This is a genomic window from Nonomuraea thailandensis (genome assembly GCF_024172165.1).
Classification (GTDB): Bacteria; Actinomycetota; Actinomycetes; order Streptosporangiales; family Streptosporangiaceae; genus Nonomuraea; species Nonomuraea thailandensis.
In genome coordinates this window covers 9,529,130-9,552,094 of sequence record NZ_JAMZEB010000002.1, presented here as the reverse complement: position 1 = coordinate 9,552,094, position 22,965 = coordinate 9,529,130, and the positions used below count along the sequence as shown (strand labels likewise).

Here is a 22,965-nt window from a genome sequence, read left to right as displayed (position 1 = left end):
GCCAATACGCGGCCAAGAACAAGAGCCCCGGTGGCGGCCGAGGCTCTGGGCGGGGTTGAGGTGTGGGTCATGCGGCGAGGGCGTCGCCGATCCGCTTGTTGGCGATCTCCTGTTGGCCGTCGATGCACTTGGCGTAGACCCTCAGCAGGACATCGACGCTGTGGCCCGCTCGTTCGGCCACATCCGGGGCTGACACGCCCGCATTGAGCCAGAGGGACACCGCCGCGTGCCGGAGATCATAAGGACGCTTGGCGAGCGGAGAGGCGACCTGGGCGGGCGTGAAGGCCAGAAGTCGGGCGGCCTGCCAGACCTCTGTGTACGCCGTTGAGGCGACGACCCCGCCTCGCTCACTGCGAAAGATCCGGCCGTCCTTGGCCGTTCCGTACTCGGCGATGTGTTCGCGGAGGATGTTGACCAGTTCGGGAGGGACGGGCACCGGTCGGACGTCTTGTCTGCCCCGGTGCTTGAGGCCGCGTTCCTCGTGTGCGTCCCCTGTGTCGGTCCACTGCGTGTTGACCTCGGGTCGAGACACGTCGATCGTCAGCCGTCCCCAACCTGCGGCGGGCAGGTGGCAGTCCTGGACACGGAGGCCCACTGCTTCGGCCGGTCGAAGGGCGGCGTAGTACATGCAGGCGAAGAGGGCCATGAGTCGCCGGCCTCTGCCGCGTCGGCCTACGTAGGTCACCGCGGTCAGCAACTCTTGCGCCTGGCGCGGGTTCACTACGACGCGAGGGTCTACCGTCTCCGTGGTCTTGGGCGGCTTCCACTTGATCTTGTGCAGCGGATTTGCCGAAAGTTCTTCCAGCTCTACCGCGTACTCCAGGAGGGCGTGGAAGACGGCGCGTTTGCGGGCGATCGTCGTGGACGCTGCCGCCTTGCCGTCGAGGCACAGCGTCAGGGCGTACAGCGCGAGCCGCACGGTCTTGGCTTCTTCCAGGTTGGCCAGGTCGAGCGAGGCCGCCTTCATCCAGGCCACGGCGGAAGTGTGCTGCTGCGGCACTGTCGGGCGCTTGTCCTCGGGCAGGAGGAGGAGCTTACGGAGGATCGTGCGCAGTTCGCGGGCATCTGGGCGACCCGTCCGTTCCTTGGTCAGAGCGGGCAGGACCGTCGCCAGGGCATCGGACATGCTGTCCCGGCTCTTGGCCGCTGCATGTGGCCACTTCATCTCTATGAACGCCTGGGCGAACTCCAGAACGCTCCGAGCGTCCTTGGCCTTGATCATGGACATCGGTAGCCCCGAGTCCACGTCGAAGGCTTCACCACGCTTGGCGGCCTGGCGCAGGTCGGACAGGAAGCTCTCGGCGAGGGCCTTGGTCCGGTAGGTCTTCGAGGAGCGCTTGCGGGCGACGGACCAGCGGACGACGTACGAGGGTGTCTTGCTGGACTTGTTGCGAGTGATCTCGAAGAACTTCACGTCGTACGAGGCCGTCATGTGACGCTCCGGAGGGATTCGAGCCAGGCGTTGAGGTCGCTGCGGTAGATGCGAAGTTCACCGTTGGGCAGGCGGATGCCCTCCGGTGCCTTGCCGATCTCACGCCAGCGGTAGAAGGTCCGGCGGGAGACGCCGCCGAGTTCGTCGAGGACCTGTCGGACGGTCAGCAGCTCGTCTTGTGCGGTCATGCGGCCCTCCCCACGTCTTCGACTGCCGAAAGATCTTGTCCGGTTGCTCTGGCTTCCAGTTCACGGAGGTGGGCGCGCCAGCGTTGGCGTTCGTGGACGGAGCGGAGGAGGCGGAGGGCGAGGGGTGGCACGTTGGCGTCTCCGGCCGGGACGGGGCGCCAGATGTAGCGGTGTGGGTCGGTGGGCTCGTCGGCCTGGCCGAGGGCTTCCAGGACCCAGGTGCGGCGGTCCTGCTTGTGTTCGGCGAGGGTCTTGTTCGACCACTTGCGGGAGACCAGGACGCGGCGTCCCGCGTAACCGAGGTGTTCGGGCTTGTGGGCCTTGCCACGGCAGCGGCCGGGGTGCATGCCGGGTTTGGCGTCCTTGGGCTGGATGCCGTAACGCAGCCAGTTCGGGCAGGTGGGCGAGCAGGGTTCGTAGCGGAGCGCATCGAGCATGCGGGCGGCGTGCTGTTGCTGGGTCTGGCCGCCGTCGAGGGCGTCGCCGATGGACTTGGTGAGGTACTTGGACAGGTAGCGGATGCACTGGTCGGCGTCCGGGGTGCCCGCGAGCACGCCTTGGACATCGACTTGTTCGCCGAAACGGATCACGTGGAGCGGTTCGGCGTCCTCGTCGAGGGCGTCGAGGGCTTCGTCCCAGGTCGGCAGGACTTCGCCGGTGGCCGGGTCCAGGTAGCCGGTGCAGTCCTGCCAGACGGGCACGTGGTCGCCGTCGAAGACGACTTCGTCGGCCTGGGGCCACCAGACCTGGTGGTAAGTGGCCGCGGCTATCTGCTTGATCTCGGCGCGTGGGAGCGTTCCACGAATGGCCATGTGCAGGTGCGGGGCGAGCCGCTTCTGAGGCTCCACCGAAGCGAAGTACTGCACGTCATAGCCCGCCACGCGGCGCAGGTTCTGCACGAAGCGATCCACCAGCTTGGAGAAGTGCAGTGCGTCCCGGGCGGCGCGGTGGTAGTCGTAGGTGTTGGGGTCGATGGGTGCGCCGTCGCGAACCTTGCCGTACGAGGGCAAGGTGAGCGTGACGAACAGGGACGGCCGGTAGATCTTGCCGTCGCTGCCTTGGAAGGTGCGGCCCAGGGTGGTGTGGGTCATCTTGCGCTTGGGCAGGTCTGGTGCGTCCTGGCGCCGCCGGGTGGAGCGAGAGCGCTTGAATGCCGTACGACCGAGGACGTTGCCGCGCATCCCAGCGGCGTTGATCTCCTCGTCCAGGCCGGAGATGATCGCTTCCAGTTCGGTGGTGTCGTCGCCGGCCTTTTCGGCAGCCTCGCGCTGGGCTTGGTAGTCGGCGCGGAACTCCACCAGCCAGCGTTGTTCCTCGTTGGGCTCGTCGGGTGTGATGGCGGGTTCGGTGTCGAGGTGCCAGCCTTCGCGGCATTGGGCCTTGCGGAGCTGCTTGTTGCGCTTGGCGCAGGGCGGGCACTTGCTGTCGAGGGTGGCCCCGCACGGTACGTCGATGATCTCGGTCTTGCCGGTGACGACGTCGAGGCGCTTGAGCGGGATGGGGCGGATGCAGACGCCGTGCTGCTTGGCGACCTCTACGAGCACGTCGCGGGCCATCGGCATGGCCTGTCGGACGGCACGGGGGAGGGCGCGGTCGTGCGCATGGGTCATGCGGTCCTCCCTTCGTCGGGGTCGGTGACGATGAGCGCGGTCTGGCCGCACTCGGAGCACTCGACCAGGCCGCGGAGGGGATCGAGCCAGAGAGCGTTCAGGGTGAGGCATGTGGCGCAGCGCAGGCCGTGGAGCAGGTGAGTCATGCGGCCTGCCCGTAGTAGGCGACCATGGCGCGGATGTCGGTGTCGGAGACGTAGGCGGCGCGGACCCGGATGGGCTCGGGTGAGGTCTCCAGTCGCATGTATGCGACGCCCGCGCCCAGTTCCGGTATTGGGGAGATGTGGTCGGCGAGTGCGCCCCGGTCGCGTGCGCCGTCGCCGAGGACCATGTCCACTTGCTCGGACTCGTCGAGCCGGAGGGCGATCTTGTCGGGGAACAGGTTGCGGATGTTCATGACTTCCTTGCGTGGGTCCTGGAGGGCTGCCATGACGCCGACGCCGACCGAGCGGCCTTGGGTGGCGAGGGTGGCCAGGGCGGCGGAGGTGCGTTGCCGGAGTTGCCGGTCGGGTTGGTAGGCGGTCAGGAACGCGACTTCATCAACGAGCACCAGGACGAACGGGTCCTCGATGGTCGGGATGTGGGAGCGCTGCAGTCCGGCGAAGCGGGCGGCCCGCTTCTGCATGACGGAGACGGCCTCGTCGAGCAGGTCGGCGCAGTCGCCCGGATCAGCGGCGTAGCGGCCTTGGAACAGTTCCCGTCCGAAGGACAGTTCCATCAGCTTGGGATCCAGCGCCCAGATCTGGGCCAGGCCCGCCCGCATGGCGGGGAGCAGTCCGCGGATGGTGTCCCAGAGGAAGGAGCCTTTGCCGGCTCCGGTCGCGCCTGCGATCAGGACGTGGGTGCCGTGCACTTTGAGCCGGAGCGGTCGGCCGTCCTCTTGCTTGCCAATCTCAATCGGTCCGACCGATGGCTCGTCCGGGATGGGCAGCGCGGGCATGGGAGCGGCCAACGGATCGTTGCGTGGGAAGGTCAGCAGCAGCCGTCCGCCTTTGACGAGCGCGACCCGGCATGAGGTGGCGCCGAAGCCGTGGGCGAGGTTGTCGATGCGGTCGGACCAGTCCTTGACCGCCTGGCCGCCGAGCATCCGGACCGTGATGCGGTCGGCCCAGCCGTCGCAGGTGACGCGGAGCAGACGCGGCATGTAGACGCGACCGTTGACGCGCTTGGCCAGGCCGGAGACGTCCATGACGCCGTTCCAGTGCCGCCGGTAGACCGACATCAGCCGCCACCAGGCCAGCAGCCGGAAGCCAACGAGGCGGGCGAAGAGATCGCCGTCGGTGCAGGCCCAGGCGAGCAGGGACAGCACGACGAAGCCGAGCGTGGACGCCGCAGCAGGCCAGCCGTACCAGTAGCAGATGCCACCGAGGGCGACCGGGACGGCGACGGCGACCGGATGCCGCCAGGTGGTGCGGACGAGGGCGGACAGGAAGCGCCAGCCGTAGACGAGGAAGGTGATGATGGCGGGTGTCTTGAGCACGGCCGGTCGGAAGACGACGGCTGTATCGGGCGTGGTGGAGACGAGGGTGCGCGCCTCGTCGCCAGGCAGCCGCTTGAACATAAGCTGGGAACCTCTCGTGATTGAGCAAGTCGTGGGAGAGCCGAGGGGCCGCCGGAAGTTGCCGCTTCCAGCGGCCCCGCCTCATGCGTCAGGCCGCCGTGTTGGTGGCGTCCTGGGCCGACTGTTCGGTGTGCAACTGCTCGCAGTCGGCGAGGTAGCGAGCGGCGGCGTTGAAGATCTCGCGGGCGAGGCTCAGGTCGGCGTCGGTGACCGGCCCGGCCCCGGTGGTGGAGATGTGCACGTTCGCCTCATGAGAGGCGAAGTCCAGGTACGGGCGCGGGTTGCTGAGCAGGAGCCCGGCACGGACCTTCAGGCGCGGGGTGTGGAAGGAGACGCCGACGTGCGGCGCGCAGTCGGGCTGCATGGACAAAGTGACGTAGGTGTAGGGCCGGGGCTCGCTCACGCTGCCACCCCCTTGCCGTCCGGGAGGCCGTAGAAACTGCGCTCCACGGAGCGGGCGAAGCGGTGAGCCGCGTGGGCGAGCTGGCGGGCGAACTCCATGTCTTCCGCCGTCACGGGCCCGTTGGTGGTGACCAGGACGGAGGTGGCACCGAAGTCGAGCGCCAGGACGGGCTCACGGCGGGCGAACGGGTGGTTCATGGTGCGGGCGGCGTGCCCGGTGGTCAGCCGGATCACGCTGTTGCGCGGAGTACGGCGTCGGGTCATTTAGGCGGCTTCCTTTCCGGTCTTGGCAGGCTGGGCGCTCTGGCGGGGAGCATGCATCTGCTGAACCTTGATCGAGTAGGCGAGACGTCCGGCCGCGTTTACGTACGGGGTGACGGCCATGCCGTCGAACTCGACCGGCGTGAACGGCAGCCCCGGCATGGGCTGCGGCGGCACCGGCTGGACCGGGGCCAGGATCTTGACCGCCACCGTCTTCTGGGCGGGCTTGAGGGTCGGGTCACCGTCCATGACCGCGACCTGCCAGACCAGCTCCTGGGTCTGCTTGTCGCGGGCCTGCACGAACCGGCCGCCGGCGGAGGCGTCGAAGTCCTTGACGGGCTCGACCTCGCCGACGATGTAGCAGCCGTGCGGGAAGACCATGGCGAAGGTGACGGGGATGGGGCCTTGCAGAGCCATGACGTGGGTTCCTCTCTTGAATGACAGGCACTCGACCTATCAAGTAGTTAGACGATAACTCTCCGTAGCTTGCTAGGTCAAGTGACTAGGTGTGAAGTGACGGGCGTGTCACCAGTGCGATAGACAGTCGCCTAAGCCGATGGCCCGACATCTGGGGAGGATCTGGTGCGAATCCTGTGGGGCTGCTTAGCCGTGGTCGTGATCGCCCCGCTGGTCGGGCTATTCCTGCTGATCATGAAGCCGGTGTGGCGCGACGATGCCCGGCTCGACAACTTCCATGAGCGAGTGCTGGCCATCCCGCTGCCGCCTGAGACACGCAGCAACGGCGACATCGAAGCCGAATTCGGCAAGAACAGCGGTGGCAGTGGCGACTACTGCCACTACGAGATCCGACTGCCCCTCAGCACTGGGCTGTCGGCGGGCGAGATCGGTGCCTACTACCGCAAAGCCGCGATTGCCGGAGTGGAGAACGAGGCCAACGTCCGTCTGACCTGGGGCGAGAACGCCGCAGACGGTAGAGCCGTCGTTGTGGAGTTCAGCGACATCAGCTCCAGCGATTGGGACTTCCGCTGCACATAGACGGCAGCTCCCCGTCACGTGATCGGGTAGGCGTCTTCCAGCTCATGCCGGTCGGCAGGTAGCAGGACCTCGACGACGGCAAGGGGCCGGCCGGAGGCGTCACGGACGGCGCCGAAGACGGCCAGGAGCGGAACGTTCGGGGGCATTGCCAGTTGCTTGGCCTCGTCTGCCGAGGGCATGCGCGCGGTGATCTGCTCCACGATGTGATCGAACCGGACGCCCTTACGCGCCTGGAGGTGCTCCCGGAGTCCCTGCCGCAACGGCTCATCGCTGGTGAGATCCGTACCGCCGGAAAGATCCAACGGCAGCCACAGTGATACCAGCTCGGTCGGCTCGGCGTTACGCACGATGAGCCGCCGCCGGACGAACACTTTGCTCTTGGGCTGCACGTCGAGCAGCACACCGACGCGGTTCGGAGCGGTGACAGCGCTCACTTCAACAACGTCGCCGGTGGTGTCGGCCTCCGGCGTGGTCAGGTACGCCTGTCCAGGCCGCTTCTGCTCGATGGAAGCCATGGCCGGACGGCCACGTACGAAGCGTCCCTTGCCCTGCTGAGATTCGATCCAGCCCTGCTCGCGAAGCACGCGTAGGGCGGCCACCACGGTGGGACGGGAGACGCTGAACTCCTGGATGAGCTGGTTCTCACTGGGCAGGAGCGTGCCCGGTGGGTAGTCTCCTGCCTCGATGCGCCTCCGAAGAGTCTGGACAAGCTGCGCATACTTAGGCGGCACGGACTCTAGCGACATCATGACCGTCCAACAGCCGACAGGTTGTTTTACCAAGTTTGAGAGTAACCGGCGAACCACAGCCTGTCCACGCGGTTGGGACAAGGCCGGGAGCCGTACAGAGAGAACCGGCAGGCAGCCCAGCAGCCGGGCGGGGAAAGGACGCCGCGGGGGCCACCACTGCAACTGCCTGCCGGGAGAGGCGCGACGAGACAAGGCGGCGGCAATCCCTACCCCTTTTGGCAGGGAGCGCACTTGTCTCTCCGCGCCGGTCATCACCTGGCGATGTACTCAGCCAGAAGCTTTGCCGCGCCCTCCGGATCGTGGGCCGGGTGCCGCTGCTCGGCGCTCTGCCAGGAGTAGTAGTTTCCGCCGAACCCGACGAACACCCACACCGGCAGCCCCGGCTCACGCTTGTGGACGACCAGCGCGGTGTTGTCGTCGCGCAACTCGGCGTTGACACCGAGGTTTGTGAGCTGGGCGTGCAGTCGGACGAGCAGGTCCCCCTCACGCTGGTGTTGCAGGAAGTCGTTCATCGCCGCCTGCATGATCGAGTTCATTTCCCGTTCCCTTCGGCCTGGCCGCCTCCGAGGCAGTCGAGACACTCCCGCTCCTCACTAGGGGTCTGATCTGTGTCGCAGTCGCCGATGAGAAGCGCACGGCGCGAGTCGCGCAGCTTGATCCCGCGTCCCCGGCAGCCGGGGCACGGCGACGTCTTGCTCATCTCGTCTGGCCGGATCACCGTCGCCATCTCCTCGTTCATCCGGCGTTCCCTGTGGCGGGAGGCCGCGTGACGTACCGTGGTTGATTGATGACAAGTCCACCGGCAACCGAGTCTGAGCAGGACCCCTGAACGGCCCCCTCATTTCCCCTTTCGAGCCCCCAGCCGGGAGGAAGACCCGAAGATGCCCGACTACGTCCCTAACGTGCGCCTACGTGCTTGGCGCAATCAGGAAAAGCTCAACCGCGCCCAGATGGCAGAAAAGATCAACACCACGCCCATCGGACTCGCGCAAAGGCTGACCTGCGACGAGGAGCGAATCCGGCGCTGGGAAGCAGGCGAAGTCAAATGGCCGCGCGCCGAATACCGGCTCGCGCTGACCCAGCTGACCGGGAAGGAACCGGAAGGCCTCGGGTTCTCCCAGGGGAGGCGGAACGAAAGCCGCCTCATCGAGGCCCACATCATCCCGGCCGACGCCCTTCGAGCCGAGGCCGACCTATACGGCACCATGGAACTCGCCCAGCAACTCCAGGCTTCCGACGTTGGAACCGGAACCTTGGAAGCCCTTGCCGAGGCCGTCGATCTCCTGTGCCGCGCCTATCCAGTGGTACCCGCAGGCACCCTACGGGACCGGACGCAAAAACGCCTGGCGCAGATCAATCACCTACTCGCCGGCCGCCTCACCCTGGATCAGCACCGCGAACTGCTCGTGATCACCGGGTGGCTAACCGCCCTACTGGGCTGCGTCCACTACGACCTGGGGGAGAGGGAAGAGGCCGAAACGGCCCGACGCGCCGCATTCGAAATGGGCCGCCAGGTCGGACACGGCGAACTCATGGGCTGGGCACACGAGATGTCAGCGTGGTTCGCCCTCGTCGAAGGCCGCTACGAAGACGTCGTCACCGCCGCCCGCATGGGCCAAGCCGTCGCCGGCACCAGCAGCGCCATGGTCCAACTCACCCTCCAAGAAGCCCGCGGCCTCGCCCGCATCGGCGACGGCCGTGAAGCTGACCGCGCCTTGACACGCGGAGCCGAAGTGCTGGGCAGCCTGCCCATGCCCGACCACCCCGACCACCACTTCGTCTTCGACCACGCCAAGTGGGTGTTCTACGCCGCCACTTGCTACACCTGGCTCGCCGACGACGACCGCGCCGAAGAACACGCCCGCGAAACTATCCAGATGCACACACGTCCAGACGGCACCTCCAATGCCCCCATGCGGGTCGCCGACGCACACATAGATCTCGGGATTGTCCATGCAAGACGTGGTGATCTCGATGCGGCTGTTGAACAAGGTTTGGCTGCCTTCGACATCGATCGGAGATCTCTTACCGACCTCGTAAATCGTGCTGGGGATCTTGATCGAGTACTACGGCAGCGTTATCGCCGGGAAGTGCTGGCAGCCGAATTTCACGAGAGGTATGTGACAGCTCGGCGCGCACTCATGAGCCGCCGCCCAGACCTGCTCGACTAGACGTTATAAAGCTATGAGTTGAGCCATGCCCCCATAATCAGGGCGGCTTGGCGTGGAGCATAGAATCAGACATGGCGCAAAAAGGGTCGCATACCGTACACGCGGATCGTATGGGTGCTAAAAGAAGTGACGAAATAGCTCATATGTGGCATGATGCGTGGTGGCAGCAATCCGGCTTGCCCCTCAGGTCGTGCGGGTGAAAGATGCGTCTGGATGTTCCATATCTCGCGGCGTTGGATCTCGAGAAAAGCGCTCAGTATGTAATAAAGACGCCACTCGACCACTTCCCTTGCCTGATACTGGATCGCTGCCTAGAGAACGCAACCGCAACTATCGCCAGCCATATGTCCGCAGCTCTTAGTGCGGGTATGGTGATTGCAAGTGAAATTCTCACCATGCCGCGTGCTGGCTTCGGTCCTAGGCCTGTTTTGGTAACTGGAACCTTAGAGCGAACGCTCTATCGATCGCTTATGCAAGCCATAGCGAAGGATCTCCCTCCTCAGTCGAGGGGCGCCGGGAAGTATGACGCACTTAAAAGCTTCGGCCTCGATGGAAGCTCAGAGTATATTGTCGAGATCGACATAGCGGCGTGCTATGAATATATCGGACATAGCATCCTGTGTGACGAAGTCATGCTCCGTTCGATGGATTTTAATACCGCCGATGCACTGATGTCGTTTCTCGGTGAAGTGTCGAAGCAATCTCGCGGCCTTCCGCAAATGCAAGATACTAGCGATCGGCTTGCTGATGTTTATCTCAGCATTCTAGACCGCAAGCTAGGTCGCCATGGCTACAGCGTTCGTCGATACGCTGATGACATCAGGGCCACGGCGAGCGATTGGCTCACGGCGAACGAGGTCATCGAACATGCGGCTGAATATGCTCGAGAGCTCGGGCTTATTCTCTCTGCGCACAAGACGCGAATCTATCGCAGGCAAACGCTGATCGACCAGCAACAAAGTGAAGCTAACTTCTTCAATGGATACATCTGGCGAGCCAAGGAGACGCTAACACGAGTCTTCTTCGCGGCTCCACCTCCATACTCCAATCAGGATCCAGAGGAGATCGCCGTTGAGCCCGAGGATAAGGACACTGCTCAGCGCGCGTATTGGGATCTACTTAGCGATTGGGGAAGGGGGCAGAGGGAGGGATCTGAGGCGGAGATAGAAGGCTTTACCTCCATCTCGATACCGCTTATCCTGTCCGGCCTGCAGTCGTATCAAAAGCGAATCTCGGATCGCCGACTAGAGGATATCGTATTTCGGCATCCTAGATATCTAGAGGCAGTATCCAACTACATTGTCGCACGTGCAAAGGCGGGCCTGGACGAGAGGCACTGGAGCTCAGTGGCCCGTCTAATCGTTATGGCTCGACAAAGCCCCTGGGCGAAGCTATGGCTGTTGGACACCATTGAACGTGTTTCACCGAATATCAGTGAGGCTCCCCGTAGGGTGAGAGAATGGGTAGCTCAGCAGTTGGATGATCGACACGAGACAGTGCGGGCTCAGGCGACCTGGGTCCGAGCTGTCTTGGGCGAACTGACAGCCGGTGAGGTTGGAGAGATTTACCGGGCAGCCTCTGGTATGACCAAGCCTGCTATTGCTGCGGCATCAACGCTTCAGCAAGGACTCGATAACTCCATCGTGCGTGCGATCGAAGGCGACTCCCCATTGAATCGAGAGGCAGTCAAATGGGCAAGCGCATTGATCCCCAAGACCTGACTGAGTCAGCTGATCGATGTCTATTGGCGCTAGCCCGTCTCGCGCGGAGAGGTAGTACTAGTACCCATACTCGTAGTGACCAACACTGGTTGGTCACCTCGGCTGCGACTCTAGTAGAGGGATATACCGATGGGTTGCTGCGATCTTTGATTGACCTGAGCGATATACGGAGTACGCCGTTTGGGAATGCTCTACTTAGCGCCACAGGGGATGATCCCTACAGGGCATGGGAATCGCGACTGGGATGGCTGAGGGATGGTTTCTGTATATCGATCAAAGGTGATAAGGAGACCCAGGCGTTCCTTACCTTGGTAGACGCAAGGAATGCAATCGTGCATGGGGAAGGTAGGCTAACACGTCTGCAAGCGGGAAGGGTAAATCAGCTCGTCAACATGTCGAGGGACTTGAAAAAGATTCTAGATATCGAGCTTTCGTCAACGTCCTTGATTTTCACGCCTACATCCTGCTTGCGAGGTATTTTGACGTGTCGAGATTTTGTGTGCTACTTGGATGCAAAAGCCCTCGAAGCAGAGCCGCGTTTGAAAACGTATAGCACTCGGTGAGTTGACTGCACAAGCGCAATTCCTGGCTGCCGCCTCCAGCTGTTGACTGACTGTTGTCTGGTCTCACTTGATGCTTGACGCTTTGGCATCGGATGATGCTTGACACTCCTAGCCGATCTTTCGCTTCTTAGTATGCGCTTGGGACTTGATCCGGGTGATCTCCTGGGTGGTGGTTCGGGGCACGACGCGGATGGGTTCGCCGTTGTCGCGCACGGTGATGTGGGTGTCGTCCACGGTCACGTCCAGGATCTTGCGGGCGTGAACCCGGCCGACCTGGACCTTCTGCCCGACCACCTGGAAGTGCCCGCGGCTGCAGACCACCCGCTGGACGGTGACGGGCTCGGTCGGAGCGCCGGGTGGTGGTCCGGCGGGGCGGGCGTTGCGCAGGGTGACACACTCGGCGAGCGGGAGTGGGCAGGGTACGGCGCGCAGCAGCAGGCGTTCCTCGTCCATGACGCGGGCCGTGATGCCGTCCAAGCGCACGATGACGCGGCGGCCGGCCAGGTGGGCGCCGATGCACAGGGCCCGCCCGGCCAGGCTGATGGTGCCGATCGAGCTGACCTGCCGATCCACCTCGACGGCGCTCGCCGCAATCGCGGGCTCGGCGACGGGCTCGTCCGGTGCTGGGCGGGCTTGTCCCGAAGCGAGCAGCGCGGCCAGGTCCTTGACGGTCAGCCGGGAGGCCACGCTCTTGAGCCGGCCACCGCTGCCGGTGAACACGTGCAGCCGCTGAGTGCTGATCCACACGGTGATCGGCATGCCCGCCCGATCGGGGCCGAGCCAGAGCTGCTGGCCACCGATCGACAGGTTGCCTGAGGCAGGAACGACCCGATCGACCTCGATCGCCTGGCGCGATAGCGGATCGACCGTGCTCATCAGGACGGGCTCGGGCCGTTCGGGTTGATCGAAGTGATGGATGGCCGGGGCCGGGAGATCCGGCGGTGCGGTCGCGGGAGGGGCCGCGGGAGCAACGCCGGCAGCGGGGGCGGGCACCGTGGTCAGGCCGGCGGGCAGGTGCAGTGGCAGTTCCCGCTCGGCCCGGCGTTGTCCGTCGCTGCGCTCGATGAAGAACCGGTCGGCGGGGAAGGCCATGTCCAGCGCCTGGTGAGGGCGGGCGGTGTTGTAATGCTCGGCGAAGGCGTCCAGTTCGGCCTGGGCGGTCTCGATCGAGGCGAACGGCAGCGCCTCGGTCAGCAGCTCGCGGCGCACGCTCTGATGGAAGCGCTCGATCTTGCCAGTGGTGGTCGGGGTGCGTGGTGCGGTGTGACGCAGTTTGATGCCGTTCTCCCGGCAGACACGCTCGAACAGCACCTCGCCTGCCTTCGGCCCGCCGAACCGGCCGGTGAACTGCTTGCCGTTGTCGGTCAGCACCTCCAGCGGCACCCCATAGGCGCGCATCGCCGCGGCGAACGCCGCGCACACCAGCCGCCCGGTCGGCCGGGTCACCACCGAGGCGATCACGCAGAACCGGGAATGATCGTCCACGCCAGTGATCAGCTGGGCCTCGCTGCCGTCGGCCAGCAGCAGCCCGCCCATGATGTCCATCTGCCACAACTGCATCGGCCCCGGACGCTCCCAGCGGCGGTAATCCTCGCGCCTGCGCCGGCGGGTGACCGGCTCGACCAGCCCGTTACGCACCAACACCCGGTAGATGCTCGCCCGCGACGGCAACGGCTCCACCCCGCGCCGGCCCAGCTCCCACAACAGGGTACGCGGCCCCCACCGCGGATGGGCCCGCCGCAGCTCACAGATCAGCGCCTCGATCGCAGCCGACGTCTGCATCGGATGCGCCTTCGGTGCATGCGACCGATCGGCCAGCCCCGCCAGGCCACCGTCCTGATACCGCCGCACCCAGGCATGCACCGACTGCCGCGACACCCCATACCGTCCGGCCACATCGGTGACCTTCGCGCCCGACAACACCTCGATCACCGCGTGATAGCGCTGCTCCACGACACTCAACTCCACCAATGCCACCCGAGCCTCCCCCGAAGCGCCGATAACGCCACGAGCAGGCACAGATAACGATCAAGGTGTCAAGCATCAAGCGAGGCCAGAGTGTCAACCATCAAGCGAGACAGGACACTGTTGACTGACTGTATGTTGCCGAATTGCTCTCATAGGTATCAAGGCGGCGGCGCGGCGCGCCACCGTACCCCCGGCCCTCCGCCCGCCCGCCGTCCGGGCGTGCGGCCTGGGGGCCGGTCCCGGACGACGGCGGGACACCGGGCCGGGCGCCGCACGCCGGCTCCGCCGTACGGGCCGAACGCACCGGCCGGGGTTGCCACGCTGCCACACACATGCAGCCCTACGATCGCCGCGGCGTGGCTGGTCGTCGTAGATTGCTGGGGGCGATCGACGATCCGTGCTTCGTTCCTCAGCACGGCTCACCGTCAACGTGGTTGCGGTCTGATTCCAAGCCAAGGGCGCGCCTAATCCCGAGGACTTAAACCGGAGGTCCGGTAGGGAGCGGAGGAGTGGCCGCGACGGTCTGTTGAATTGCCAAGGTGACGGCACGGCGCATCACGCGCTCTAGGTCCTCCACGACGGCTTGGAACGTGGATGCCAGGGAGCCGTCCAGCAGGCTCATCGAGGGGGCTACGCCTGGGTCAGCATGAACTTGATGGTTTCGGAGATTGTATGCCTTCGACATGAAGCCTGAGATAGCGGCCGCGGACGCGCCGAGTTCGGGGTCTCTATCGAGCAGGCTTGCCGCGCCTGAGGCGATTAGAGCCTTCTTGCGCTGGGTCCTGCCATGCCCAGCGCCGTGAATGAACATAGCTTCAGCAGCCACCATAAGATCTACTAGACGATCCTCCGGCAGGCCACGGGACCCAGCCAACACAAGACGGCGGATCGCCATCTGAAGCGGCCGATCTTGCGTGACAGACGGGGTGGCAAGCATCGTCATCAGCTGCTGGACCGACATGGCGTCGGCCGTACTGAGAAGCAGCGTGGGCCGTGCCAAGTCGGGCGCTTGGCTCCAACTGAGCGAAGCCGAATAGCCAGGATTGGCGTCGAAATCGTCAGGATGCTGCATCTGGAACGATCGGCCGACTGTTACGGAGCCCCCGCAAACTAGCCTCAGCGCGATCTGAAGTCGCAGCACCTCCTCCTCAATCGAGGGCGGTACGTTGATCGGTCCGTCCACCTCCCCGACCCGAATCGGATAGGTGGTCACCTTAACTACGGCACGCTGATAGAACCTCGACACCGTCCGGCTCAAGGTGCTCGATGTCGCCTGGTCCGGCAGACCAGTCTGAATGGCGGCTGACAGTTCGGCATCGGTCATGAGTCGGAGGACCATACCGTCCCCCAAGGACACCTCGGGATGCAGGGCCATGTCGAAACCGAGCAACGGCACCGCCTGCACCAGTCGGACAGTCGAGGCGAGCAGGCCAGCCTCCACCCGCTCGTACGTTTCGTCGAAGAGGGCTTGGTCGAAGACGTAGGTGCTGTTCGCCTCGACCAACGGCGTCAGCAAGTCAGCGATCAGTACCTGGGTCAGCTCTCGGCTCGTTGCCGAGAAGTCGAATCCAATCAACGTGTTGACCCTGCGGCTCAGCTCCGGATGACTGGCAAGCGCCGTACAGAAGGTCGGCATCCCCGGCAGCTGATTCCACCAGTCATGACTGACTAGCACGGCCGGATGCTGCCAGTGTCGACGCCGAACCAGCACCAGTGTTTCTTGCCCAGCGCGCCACCAACCGTCCCTGCCTACATATTCAGCGAAGATCGGCTCGGGCTCGGCCGCACTCAGCTCCGCCAGTGCCTCTTGCATCAGCGCAGCGGTGGCTTTCCACATGTCGTCGTACTGAATCGCCATGGTGACGCCCCCTGTTCGGTAAACAAGCCCTATAGCGGCGCCCGCAGGAAGCGAGCCAATCAGGATGTCACAGCGGCTCTGCGGGGTCCACCTGAATGGAAGCGCGAGTAGAGATGTCTCTGCCGGGAGTTGCTGTGTGAGGAAGTCCCGTCTGGCATACCCAGTCGTGACGTGCAATATACGTGCAATGATCATGGAGTGCATGGCGCTGAAGTAAGGTTGCACCGCAGGTCAGATGCCCTGCCGACCTGGAAGCAGTCACGAGCTGTAAAACCGTCGGCTCAGCCTACGCAAGTTCGAACCTTGCACCTGCCACACCAGCGGGAAGAGGCCCGTCACCAGCGGAAACGCGGTGACGGGCCTCTTGCGTTGTGCCCGGCCGCCTACGGCTGACACCGACTCTGTACGGGTGGCTGCGCCGAATACGCGCCGAAGATCGTTAGTCTGCCTCGGGGACGTCCGGCTGCTCAGCGGGGGCGGCCGGGGGGAGCGCCGTTTCGATGCGGCGCATGGCTTCGACCTGGCCGCCCGCGATGCACTTCGCATACACCCGCAAAAGAACGTCCACGCTGTGGCCGGCCCACTCTGCAACCTGGGGAGGGTTCACGCCGGCGTTCAGCCAGGTGGACACGCAGGCGTGCCGAAAGTCGTACGGCCGCGCCGCGATGCCCGACGCTTGCTCAGTGGGGCTGAGGGCACGCTCGCGTGCCTTGTGCCAGACCGGCAGATAGGTGCTGTCGCGGATGATGCCGCCGCGCGGACCGGTGAAAATGCGGCCCTCACGACCATGGTTGAACTCGGCGCGATGGGCGCGTAGGAGTGCCACGAGATCCGGGTGGATGGGTACCTGGCGCTTTGCTTTCACCGGGCGGTGCTTGAGTCCGCGGCGTTGCCGCGCTTTGCCGTCGTCCGTCCACTTAGTGCCGACCTCTGGGTCGGAGTTCGTAAGAACGAATTCCCCCCATTCACCACTTTCGGGAAGCTTTCTGATGTTCTCTGTGCGCAAGTCGATGACCTCTTCTGGGCGTAGGGCGGCGTAGTACATGCAACCGAAGAAGGCCGCGAGCCGTTTACCCATGGCACCTTCCTTTGCTACCTCGGCAAGGATGGCGCGGGCTTGTTCGCGGTTCGCTACGACACCAGGATCTACGGCCTCATCAGTTCTCGGTTTGGTCCACGTAACGCTGTCGAGCGGATTAGCCTGCAGGGCGCTGATCTCCCGGGCGAACTTGAAAGCGTTGTTGAGGACTTGCCGTTTACGCTTAACTGTGTTGCCCGCTGCGGCCGTGCCATCCTGCTTGCGACTGATCCGATCAAGCACGGCCCGCGTGAGGAGTGGGCCGCGCTTGGGGCGAGTCAGTTCTAGGACGTCGATGGTGTTCTCCTGCAGCCACCGAACTACGTGCTGGATGTCCTCGGGAGGGTCCAGCCAACGCATGGCCGCGTGCGGACCTTTGGCAGGTTCTGCGCCGTCGCGGACTCGCGTACTGAAAACCCAACCGCGTAGTGCCGCACGAAGCTCTTTCTGGTCGGGCCGTCCTGCATCGCTTACTAGTAGCACTTCGGTGGCATCGGTGAGTGCTTCGGCGATGCTCTTACGGTGGTTCCCCGAGGCGTACGACCATTTAGCATCCGTATAGGCGCAAGCGAATTTGAACCAGCTTAGGGCTTGTTCGTCCCGCCTCCACGAGATCGGTCGCCCATCTTCGACGCTGAATGCTTCGCCTCTGTTGGCCGCGACTGTCAGTTCTGCCTTGAAGTTGTCTGCCTGCGTTTTGCCGCGGAATGGCTCCTTGAAGGGCCTTTCGCCTACTCTCCATCGGACGGTGTACGTAGTGACCTTGGCGCCCTTGTATATGTCCGTTTTCCAGATGCGAACGTTGTAGCTAGTTTCCATTACGCAGCATCCTCCAGGCTACTCAGCCAGCGGTCGTAGTCTGTGCGGCGAATGCGCAGATCGCCGTTGGGGAGCTTGAGGCAGCGCGGAGCACGGCCTTTCTGGCGCCGGTCGTAAAAGGTGGAGCGTGCTATGCCGAGTTCGGTGCAGAACTCGGCGACGGTCATGGGCTTCCCTGCGGTGGTGGCCATGAGCGTGAGTCCTTCCGGATTCATGATCAGCATGAGGCGCGAAAGCAGCTCTCGGAGCCCTGCTCGGGGCTCGTTGGCGCAGTTTTGAGGGGGTAGCCGTACCAGCCGTACCAGCTTCGTTTTGGCTGGTCAGGGTCGGTACGGCTTTTTGAGTGGTACGGCTTAAGCCGTACCAGGGTTGCAAGCCGTACCGCTTTGACCTGGGGATTCGAGGCTGGTACGGCTGGTACGGGCTCCCCTGCCGAACTGCACGACGTCGGCGTCGTCGGCGCCCTCGGAAGGCCGGTCGTGGCCGTCCGGGGCGGGGTCGTCGGCGGGGCAGTAGCGCTGCCAGGCGTCGGTGAAGTCACCGCGGTGGTAGCCCTTGGCCTGCCCGATTGGGCGAGGGAAGCGGATGGTGTCGGAGCGGATGTCGTATTCGCGCAGCATCACGCCGAGCTTCATCGCGGTTAGGCCGGTGGGGCCGTATTCGTTCCAGCCGCCTTCGGGGTTGGCCTTGAGCCGTTCCAGGAGGGTGGCAGTGGGCGGGGCGGTGTCGGTGCCGAAGGCGGTGCGACAGTCGGTGAGCAGGCGCAGCCCGGGGGTTGGGCGGCCGTTGTCGTCGGCCTCGGCGGTGAGGGCGAGGGCGGCGGCGCGGGCGCGGTCGGGCCAGGTGCCGCCGGCGTGGTCTGCGATGATGACCAGGGGTTCCCAGGTGTCGGCGGCGCGGTCTTCGACGGGCATGGCGGGTTCGGCCTCCTCCAGTCGGGTCAGGTCGGCGCGTAGCCACTGGTTAAGGGCGGCGGCCAGGTCGCGCAGTGGGGTGCGGTCGCGGCGGTGCCGGTAGGGGGCGGCTTTCTCGCCGGGGCCGCGGCGGCGCATGCGGATGACGACGGCGCGGTCTTCGATGGTGTCGGGCATGGCGCCGATGCCGGCCAGGGCGGCCATAGCGAAGGTGGGGATGGATTCGACCTGGTTGCGGGCGGCGTCGTAGCGTTTGGCGGGCCGGTTGCGTTGGTGGCCGGCGTTGAGCAGGCCGCGTAGGTCTTCGTTGCCGTCGGCTTTGGGGCCGAAGATGGTGTCGGCTTCGTCCACGAGGATGGTGGGCGGGTCGTCGGTGATGGAGCGGTAGATGGCCGGCGATGAGCTGTTGACGGTGATGAACGGGTCATGGCAGGTGGCCTCCACGATGTCCAGCAACCGGGACTTGCCGCACCGCTTTTCGGGGCCGCGGGCGACCAGGCGGGGGGCGTGCGCGAGGGCGGGCTGGGCGTGGGTGGCGGCGATCCACAGGGTGACGGCGTCGGCGGCCTGGTCGCTGGGCAGGATGACGTAGCGAGTCAGCGCGACGCGTAGCCGGTCCGGCGGCCGATGATCGGTCTCTCTGCGTCGGCCGTCCACGAGGTCGTGATCATGGAATATCGTGCTGGTCATGACCACGGATGACTGGTTGGCCGACACCCGAACCTCTTATGACACGGTCGCGGTCAGCTATGCCGACCAAGTGCGCGGCGCCCTCGCCGGACACCAGTACCTGCGCGCGGCTCTGGCGTTGTTCGCCGACAGCGTGCGAGTCGCTGGCGGCGGGCCGGTCGCGGACGTCGGCTGCGGCCCCGGTGAAGTCACCGCCCACCTGCATGAGCTCGGTGTCGACGCCTTCGGTGTCGACCTCTCCCCTGGGATGATCGACGTGGCCCGGCGCGACCACCCCGGCCTGCGGTTCGAGGTAGGCTCGATGACGGACCTGGACCTCCCCGTCGCTTCGGTGGCCGGCCTGCTCGCCTGGCAGTCGTTGATCCACATCCCCGACGACGAGGTGCCGACTGTGTTCGGGCACTTCCACCGAGCATTGCGTCCCGGCGGACCGCTGCAGCTCCTGTTTCACGTCGGCGACGAGTCGCGGTTGATGACGGAGGGCTATGGCGGTCACCCGATGAAGGTCCATGTCCACCGCCGTCAGCCTGACCAGGTGGCATCCTGGCTGCGCGATGCCGGTTTCGTGGTCGAGGCTCAGATGCTGCTCGACCCGGATGCGAAAGCTCAGCAAGCGATTCTTTTCGCACGCAGTAAGTCCTAACTTCTGCATATGTCGGGCTCGCCAGTCGGAACCGGAGGACATGCGGGTGTGCTCCCAGCGGTGCTGGTGGCCTCGTCGAGGCTGTCGAGCACTCGTTGGACACGGTCGTGCTCGCGCCGAAGCCGGGTCTTCTCTCCCGTGGGGACTCTGGGGTTGCCGAGGAACGCTTGGAAGGTGGCCGCCTGCTCGGCCCAGATCGGTCGGTGGCAGGCGTGGTGGGTGGCCTGCGGGCAGCGAGCCGAGTCGCACAGTCCGATCAGCGGCCGTGTCGCCTGTGTGGTCCCGGCCAGTCGTAGGCAGAGCGCTTTGGACGGGTCGCGGAACCAGCAGTAGTTGGCTGGGCCGACGTGCAGGCTTGCGGCTTGCGCGCGGAGTAGGTTCTCGATTCGCCGGTCGGTGTCCAGCACCGTCGGCTCGGCCGGTGCGCTGTCCCGCAGCGCGTTGTCGATGCGGGTGAAGGTCGCGATGAGGCCGCGGGCACCGGGTCCGGCGGGGAGCTGTCCGGCCTGGTACTGGCGGAATGCGTTGATGGTCAGGCGGAGGTGGTGTTCTTCTTCCAGTTCCTGGACTTCGGCGTGGAAGAGGGCTTGTGATCCGCCGGGGCGGTTGGCGTAGCCCTCGGTGGTGGCGGTCGAGACGTGCTTGAGGTGGATCTTCGCCGCGAGCAGTCCGCCGGGGCGTTGCGCGAGTTCCTGCGCCAGCGTGCGGCGCAGCATCCGCAGGTTGAGCGGGCCGGCGGGGATCGGTGTCAGGCCGAGTCGCTGCCCGGCCGGGCCGTTGATCCAGTTCCGCAGCCGTGGGTAGCTGGTGTGGAAGACCATCGCGCCGAACACGGGTTCGCCGGTGCCGCCGCCGTGGAGACGTTCGGCGAGCGCGATCGCCTGGTCGACCTCGGCGACGACGACCCACTCGTCGTCCTCGCCGCCGAACTGTCGACCCTTGATGACCTTGCTGGCTAGGCGGAAGCGTTGGCCGCCGCCCGTGATCGTGAGGGGAGGCCGTCGGCAGCCGATGCGTAGTTCCAGCAGTTCGCTGGTCCGCATGCCGCTGGCCGCCGCAGTGAGGATCAGGCAGGCGGTGCGGACCGCGGTGACCAGGCCGCGGATCTCGTGGTAGGACACCGGAAGCGTCCAGGCGCGGGGCTCGCCGCCGTCCGCGCCGACCACTGGTGCCGCGTTGCGGCCCCAGGCATGCTCGACCCCCAGCACCCGGACGGCGTGTTCGAGGTGGGGCCGGATCTGCTCGACGTGGCGCAGCAGCAGCTTGCCGTAGCCGAGCTGACGCCCCAGCGGGCTGAGGTTGACCGGCAGTACCGGGTCGGCCGGGCTCCAGCCGTTGGCCAGGCGCCGGTCAATCGTCCCGGTGGCGCGCTGCCCCACTCGGGGGCCCGGCGGAACTCCTCGCGCAGCTCAACGAGCTGCGGTCCGATGGTGTCGACCAGGTAGAGGCAGGCCGCCAGCAGCGGTTGCAGGACGGGCAGCGGGACCGGCGGGGTCCTGTTCTCCCCGGCGCGCTGGTGCCCGGCGACGGTGTTGGCTGGCTTGCCGTTCCAGGGGGTGAATCCGGGCTGGTAGCGGTCGGTGCTGAACAGTTCGCCGTAGATCGCGACCAGCTGGAGCACCCAGACGCGGGCGGCGACGCTGCCCGGCGTGTTCGCGGTCTCGGTGGGGATTCCGTTCGGGTCGTGCTTGACGAACGCGTGTTGCAGGAACTGGTCGCAGTGCAGCTGGGTGACCTCGGCCAGGCTGCGGACGTGATGATTGTCCAGCCAGGACAGCCACTTGATCAGGCTGTTGAGGTGTTTGCGGCAGGTGCGGGGGCTCAGGCGTTCGCGGTGCGCGTGCGGGAGTCGGGCGACCGCCTCGTGGGTCGGCGCGAGCAGGGCGAGCATGAGTTCTTTGGCCATCCGCCGCCATGCCGGGTTCGTGATCGCGGTGAAGTCCCACCGTTTCTCGACCGCGCCCATCATCCGGTGTGCGTCGGCCAACCCGTCCAGAACCCAGACGTCCTGGTCGAACACGGGACGAACGGATCCGGGCAGCACGGTGAGCCCGGCCAACTCGCAGACATCGGCGCCGGTGAATACCGAGGCCGACGGCGAGTGGTCGGGGCTGGAGACGAGGTGTTGGTCGGTCACGCCAACTCCTCGGGACACAGCGGCAGCAGCTCGCCGACGCTGCCACCGATATCGCTGCCGGCCGTGGTGCCGGCCTCGGTGTCGAGGGCGTGGGCGGCGGCGGTGACCGCCTGCTGGTCGAAGCGGGGCAAGATGTCGGTCTCCAGTCGGTGGGCGTAGGGGCCGAACACGGTCAGGAACGCGGTCGTGGGCTGCTGGCGGAACTGCCGGGAGAAGAAACCCTTGAGCCGCAACAGGTTCGGCAGGTGGCGCGGTAGGAACGCCGCCAGCGGACACAGCAGACAGACCCACGGCCGCGCGGGGCAGGGCTTGCCCGCCGGACCGAACGGGCTGGCCAGCTGGTCGGCGCAGGCCGCGACGAACACATCCCGCTGTCCACCGAGCAGCTCGGTGATCGCGGCATCGTCCAACCCGTGCTCGGCGGCCAGCTGCGGCAACCCCGACGCCGCGTCCACGGCCTGCTCGTCGGTCAGCACCCGAGGTGGCTGGGCTTTGCGGAGCAGGTCGGCCTGCCCATCCTCGATGATCGCTTCGATCGCGTCCTGTTGGGCCGGTGTGGTCACGCTCAGGTAGTGGTCGCCCTCGACCGCGGCGCTGTGGTTGGGGTCGATGGTGGTGCGGCCGGTCCAGCCGCGACGGGACAACAGGTTCTGGTAGGTGGTGCGAATGCGGCTGCGGTGCAACCGAATCGAGACACCGTCGACGGTCAGATCGTGCGTGGCGGCCCAGCGTCGGCTCAACCCGTTGCGGAACACCAGACCGGACGCCGGACTTCCCGCCTCGCTGGCGGGGTTGGGGCCCAGGCCCGGGTTCAGTCGGATCCACAACCGCGACCGCAGTTCCTCGCGGATGACGCGGCGCAGTGGGGCGGAAAGCTCCAGCCACTGCTCCAGCAGGCGAACTGCCTGCCGGGGCAAGGTCAGGCTCTGCGGACCCGAGCGGCCTTTGACGTAGTCGAGCAGGATCGTGGCCTCGCCTGCCCAGTCGATGTCGGGCACTCCGAGGTCGGCGATGCCGTCGGGGACGATGCCGGTGTAGGCGCCGAACAACAGCACGTAGGCGAACGTGACGTCGGTCGTCGGGAACAAGGTCCGAGTCACACGGCCCAGGTTCGTTTGGGCCACTGCGTAGCTCGTCACCCCGGCCCACCGGGTGACCTGCGCGCGACCGAGCGGGCCGTGCCGCAGCAGCAACCAGCGGAAAC

Annotated in this window: 22 protein-coding genes; 4 read left to right on the top strand and 18 right to left on the bottom strand. The window is 65.6% G+C overall.

Annotated features, from left to right (window positions below):
* Positions 1–67 precede the first annotated feature (67 nt).
* From HD597_RS47885 to HD597_RS47850, 8 genes are all read right to left on the bottom strand, one after another.
* Positions 68–1,432, bottom strand: a complete 1,365-nt coding sequence (locus tag HD597_RS47885) for a tyrosine-type recombinase/integrase (protein WP_253753556.1) — start codon at positions 1,430–1,432, stop codon at positions 68–70.
* Positions 1,429–1,620, bottom strand: coding sequence for a helix-turn-helix transcriptional regulator (locus HD597_RS47880; RefSeq protein WP_253753554.1), 192 nt, complete (start codon positions 1,618–1,620; stop codon positions 1,429–1,431). Before HD597_RS47880 ends, HD597_RS47885 begins: the two co-directional genes overlap by 4 nt.
* Positions 1,617–3,230 carry a replication initiator gene (locus tag HD597_RS47875; protein WP_253753552.1) on the bottom strand — a complete coding sequence of 538 codons (1,614 nt, stop codon included), beginning with the start codon at positions 3,228–3,230 and terminating at the stop codon, positions 1,617–1,619. Before HD597_RS47875 ends, HD597_RS47880 begins: the two co-directional genes overlap by 4 nt.
* The gene (locus HD597_RS47870) at positions 3,227–3,376 is read right to left on the bottom strand and encodes a hypothetical protein (RefSeq protein WP_253753550.1); all 150 of its coding nucleotides are present in this window, start codon (positions 3,374–3,376) and stop codon (positions 3,227–3,229) included. The genes HD597_RS47875 and HD597_RS47870 overlap by 4 nt, the downstream gene beginning before the upstream one ends.
* The gene (locus HD597_RS47865; protein WP_253753548.1) at positions 3,373–4,791 is read right to left on the bottom strand and encodes an FtsK/SpoIIIE domain-containing protein; all 1,419 of its coding nucleotides are present in this window, start codon (positions 4,789–4,791) and stop codon (positions 3,373–3,375) included. The genes HD597_RS47870 and HD597_RS47865 overlap by 4 nt, the downstream gene beginning before the upstream one ends.
* An 88-nt stretch (positions 4,792–4,879) precedes the next feature.
* Positions 4,880–5,194, bottom strand: coding sequence for a hypothetical protein (locus HD597_RS47860; RefSeq protein WP_253753546.1), 315 nt, complete (start codon positions 5,192–5,194; stop codon positions 4,880–4,882).
* Positions 5,191–5,457: a hypothetical protein gene (locus HD597_RS47855; protein ID WP_253753544.1), complete on the bottom strand. Its 267-nt coding sequence runs from the start codon at positions 5,455–5,457 to the stop codon at positions 5,191–5,193. The genes HD597_RS47860 and HD597_RS47855 overlap by 4 nt, the downstream gene beginning before the upstream one ends.
* A complete protein-coding gene (locus tag HD597_RS47850; RefSeq protein WP_253753542.1) occupies positions 5,458–5,871 on the bottom strand; it encodes a plasmid replication, integration and excision activator in 414 nt (137 codons plus the stop codon).
* Between the two features lie 165 nt (positions 5,872–6,036).
* On the opposite strand from HD597_RS47850, the gene HD597_RS47845 reads away from it, so the two are divergent.
* Positions 6,037–6,450: a hypothetical protein gene (locus HD597_RS47845; RefSeq protein ID WP_253753540.1), complete on the top strand. Its 414-nt coding sequence runs from the start codon at positions 6,037–6,039 to the stop codon at positions 6,448–6,450.
* Positions 6,451–6,464: 14 nt separating this feature from the next.
* Here the strand turns inward: HD597_RS47845 and HD597_RS47840 are convergent, their stop codons facing one another.
* Both HD597_RS47840 and HD597_RS47835 read right to left on the bottom strand, forming a co-directional pair.
* Positions 6,465–7,199: a GntR family transcriptional regulator gene (locus tag HD597_RS47840; RefSeq protein WP_253753538.1), complete on the bottom strand. Its 735-nt coding sequence runs from the start codon at positions 7,197–7,199 to the stop codon at positions 6,465–6,467.
* A gap of 251 nt (positions 7,200–7,450) precedes the next feature.
* Positions 7,451–7,735: a hypothetical protein gene (locus HD597_RS47835; RefSeq protein WP_253753536.1), complete on the bottom strand. Its 285-nt coding sequence runs from the start codon at positions 7,733–7,735 to the stop codon at positions 7,451–7,453.
* 345 nt (positions 7,736–8,080) lie between these two features.
* On the opposite strand from HD597_RS47835, the gene HD597_RS47830 reads away from it, so the two are divergent.
* The gene (locus HD597_RS47830; protein WP_253753534.1) at positions 8,081–9,370 is read left to right on the top strand and encodes an NsdA family TPR-like regulatory protein; all 1,290 of its coding nucleotides are present in this window, start codon (positions 8,081–8,083) and stop codon (positions 9,368–9,370) included.
* A gap of 203 nt (positions 9,371–9,573) precedes the next feature.
* A complete protein-coding gene (locus HD597_RS47825; RefSeq protein WP_253753532.1) occupies positions 9,574–11,091 on the top strand; it encodes a reverse transcriptase domain-containing protein in 1,518 nt (505 codons plus the stop codon).
* Between the two features lie 671 nt (positions 11,092–11,762).
* On the opposite strand, the gene HD597_RS47820 is transcribed toward HD597_RS47825, so the two are convergent.
* The 5 genes from HD597_RS47820 to HD597_RS47800 form a co-directional block, all read right to left on the bottom strand.
* Positions 11,763–13,616 (bottom strand): IS481 family transposase, encoded by a 1,854-nt coding sequence (locus HD597_RS47820; protein ID WP_253759725.1) that lies wholly within the window; start codon positions 13,614–13,616, stop codon positions 11,763–11,765.
* A 484-nt stretch (positions 13,617–14,100) separates the two neighbouring features.
* Entirely contained in the window at positions 14,101–15,480 is a 1,380-nt protein-coding gene (locus HD597_RS47815) for a hypothetical protein (RefSeq protein WP_253753530.1), read from the bottom strand.
* Between the two features lie 439 nt (positions 15,481–15,919).
* Positions 15,920–17,377, bottom strand: coding sequence for a tyrosine-type recombinase/integrase (locus tag HD597_RS47810; RefSeq protein ID WP_253753528.1), 1,458 nt, complete (start codon positions 17,375–17,377; stop codon positions 15,920–15,922).
* A complete protein-coding gene (locus HD597_RS47805; protein WP_253753526.1) occupies positions 17,377–17,601 on the bottom strand; it encodes a helix-turn-helix transcriptional regulator in 225 nt (74 codons plus the stop codon). The genes HD597_RS47810 and HD597_RS47805 overlap by 1 nt, the downstream gene beginning before the upstream one ends.
* A 129-nt stretch (positions 17,602–17,730) precedes the next feature.
* A complete protein-coding gene (locus tag HD597_RS47800; RefSeq protein ID WP_253753524.1) occupies positions 17,731–18,981 on the bottom strand; it encodes a DUF3631 domain-containing protein in 1,251 nt (416 codons plus the stop codon).
* Between HD597_RS47800 and HD597_RS47795 the strand changes: the two genes are divergently transcribed.
* On the top strand, positions 18,980–19,624 hold the full coding sequence (locus HD597_RS47795; RefSeq protein ID WP_253753522.1) for a class I SAM-dependent DNA methyltransferase: 645 nt from the start codon (positions 18,980–18,982) through the stop codon (positions 19,622–19,624). The two genes, HD597_RS47800 and HD597_RS47795, sit on opposite strands and share 2 nt — an antisense overlap.
* Here HD597_RS47795 and HD597_RS47790 read toward each other — a convergent pair.
* From HD597_RS47790 to HD597_RS47780, 3 genes are read right to left on the bottom strand one after another with little or no spacing between them, the layout of a single operon-like run.
* Positions 19,621–20,745, bottom strand: coding sequence for a site-specific integrase (locus HD597_RS47790; RefSeq protein WP_253753520.1), 1,125 nt, complete (start codon positions 20,743–20,745; stop codon positions 19,621–19,623). The two genes, HD597_RS47795 and HD597_RS47790, sit on opposite strands and share 4 nt — an antisense overlap.
* Complete coding sequence (locus HD597_RS47785) at positions 20,691–21,761, bottom strand: hypothetical protein (RefSeq protein WP_253753519.1); 1,071 nt, start codon at positions 21,759–21,761, stop codon at positions 20,691–20,693. The genes HD597_RS47790 and HD597_RS47785 overlap by 55 nt, the downstream gene beginning before the upstream one ends.
* Positions 21,758–22,849: a site-specific integrase gene (locus HD597_RS47780; protein ID WP_253753517.1), complete on the bottom strand. Its 1,092-nt coding sequence runs from the start codon at positions 22,847–22,849 to the stop codon at positions 21,758–21,760. The genes HD597_RS47785 and HD597_RS47780 overlap by 4 nt, the downstream gene beginning before the upstream one ends.
* Positions 22,850–22,965 lie beyond the last annotated feature (116 nt).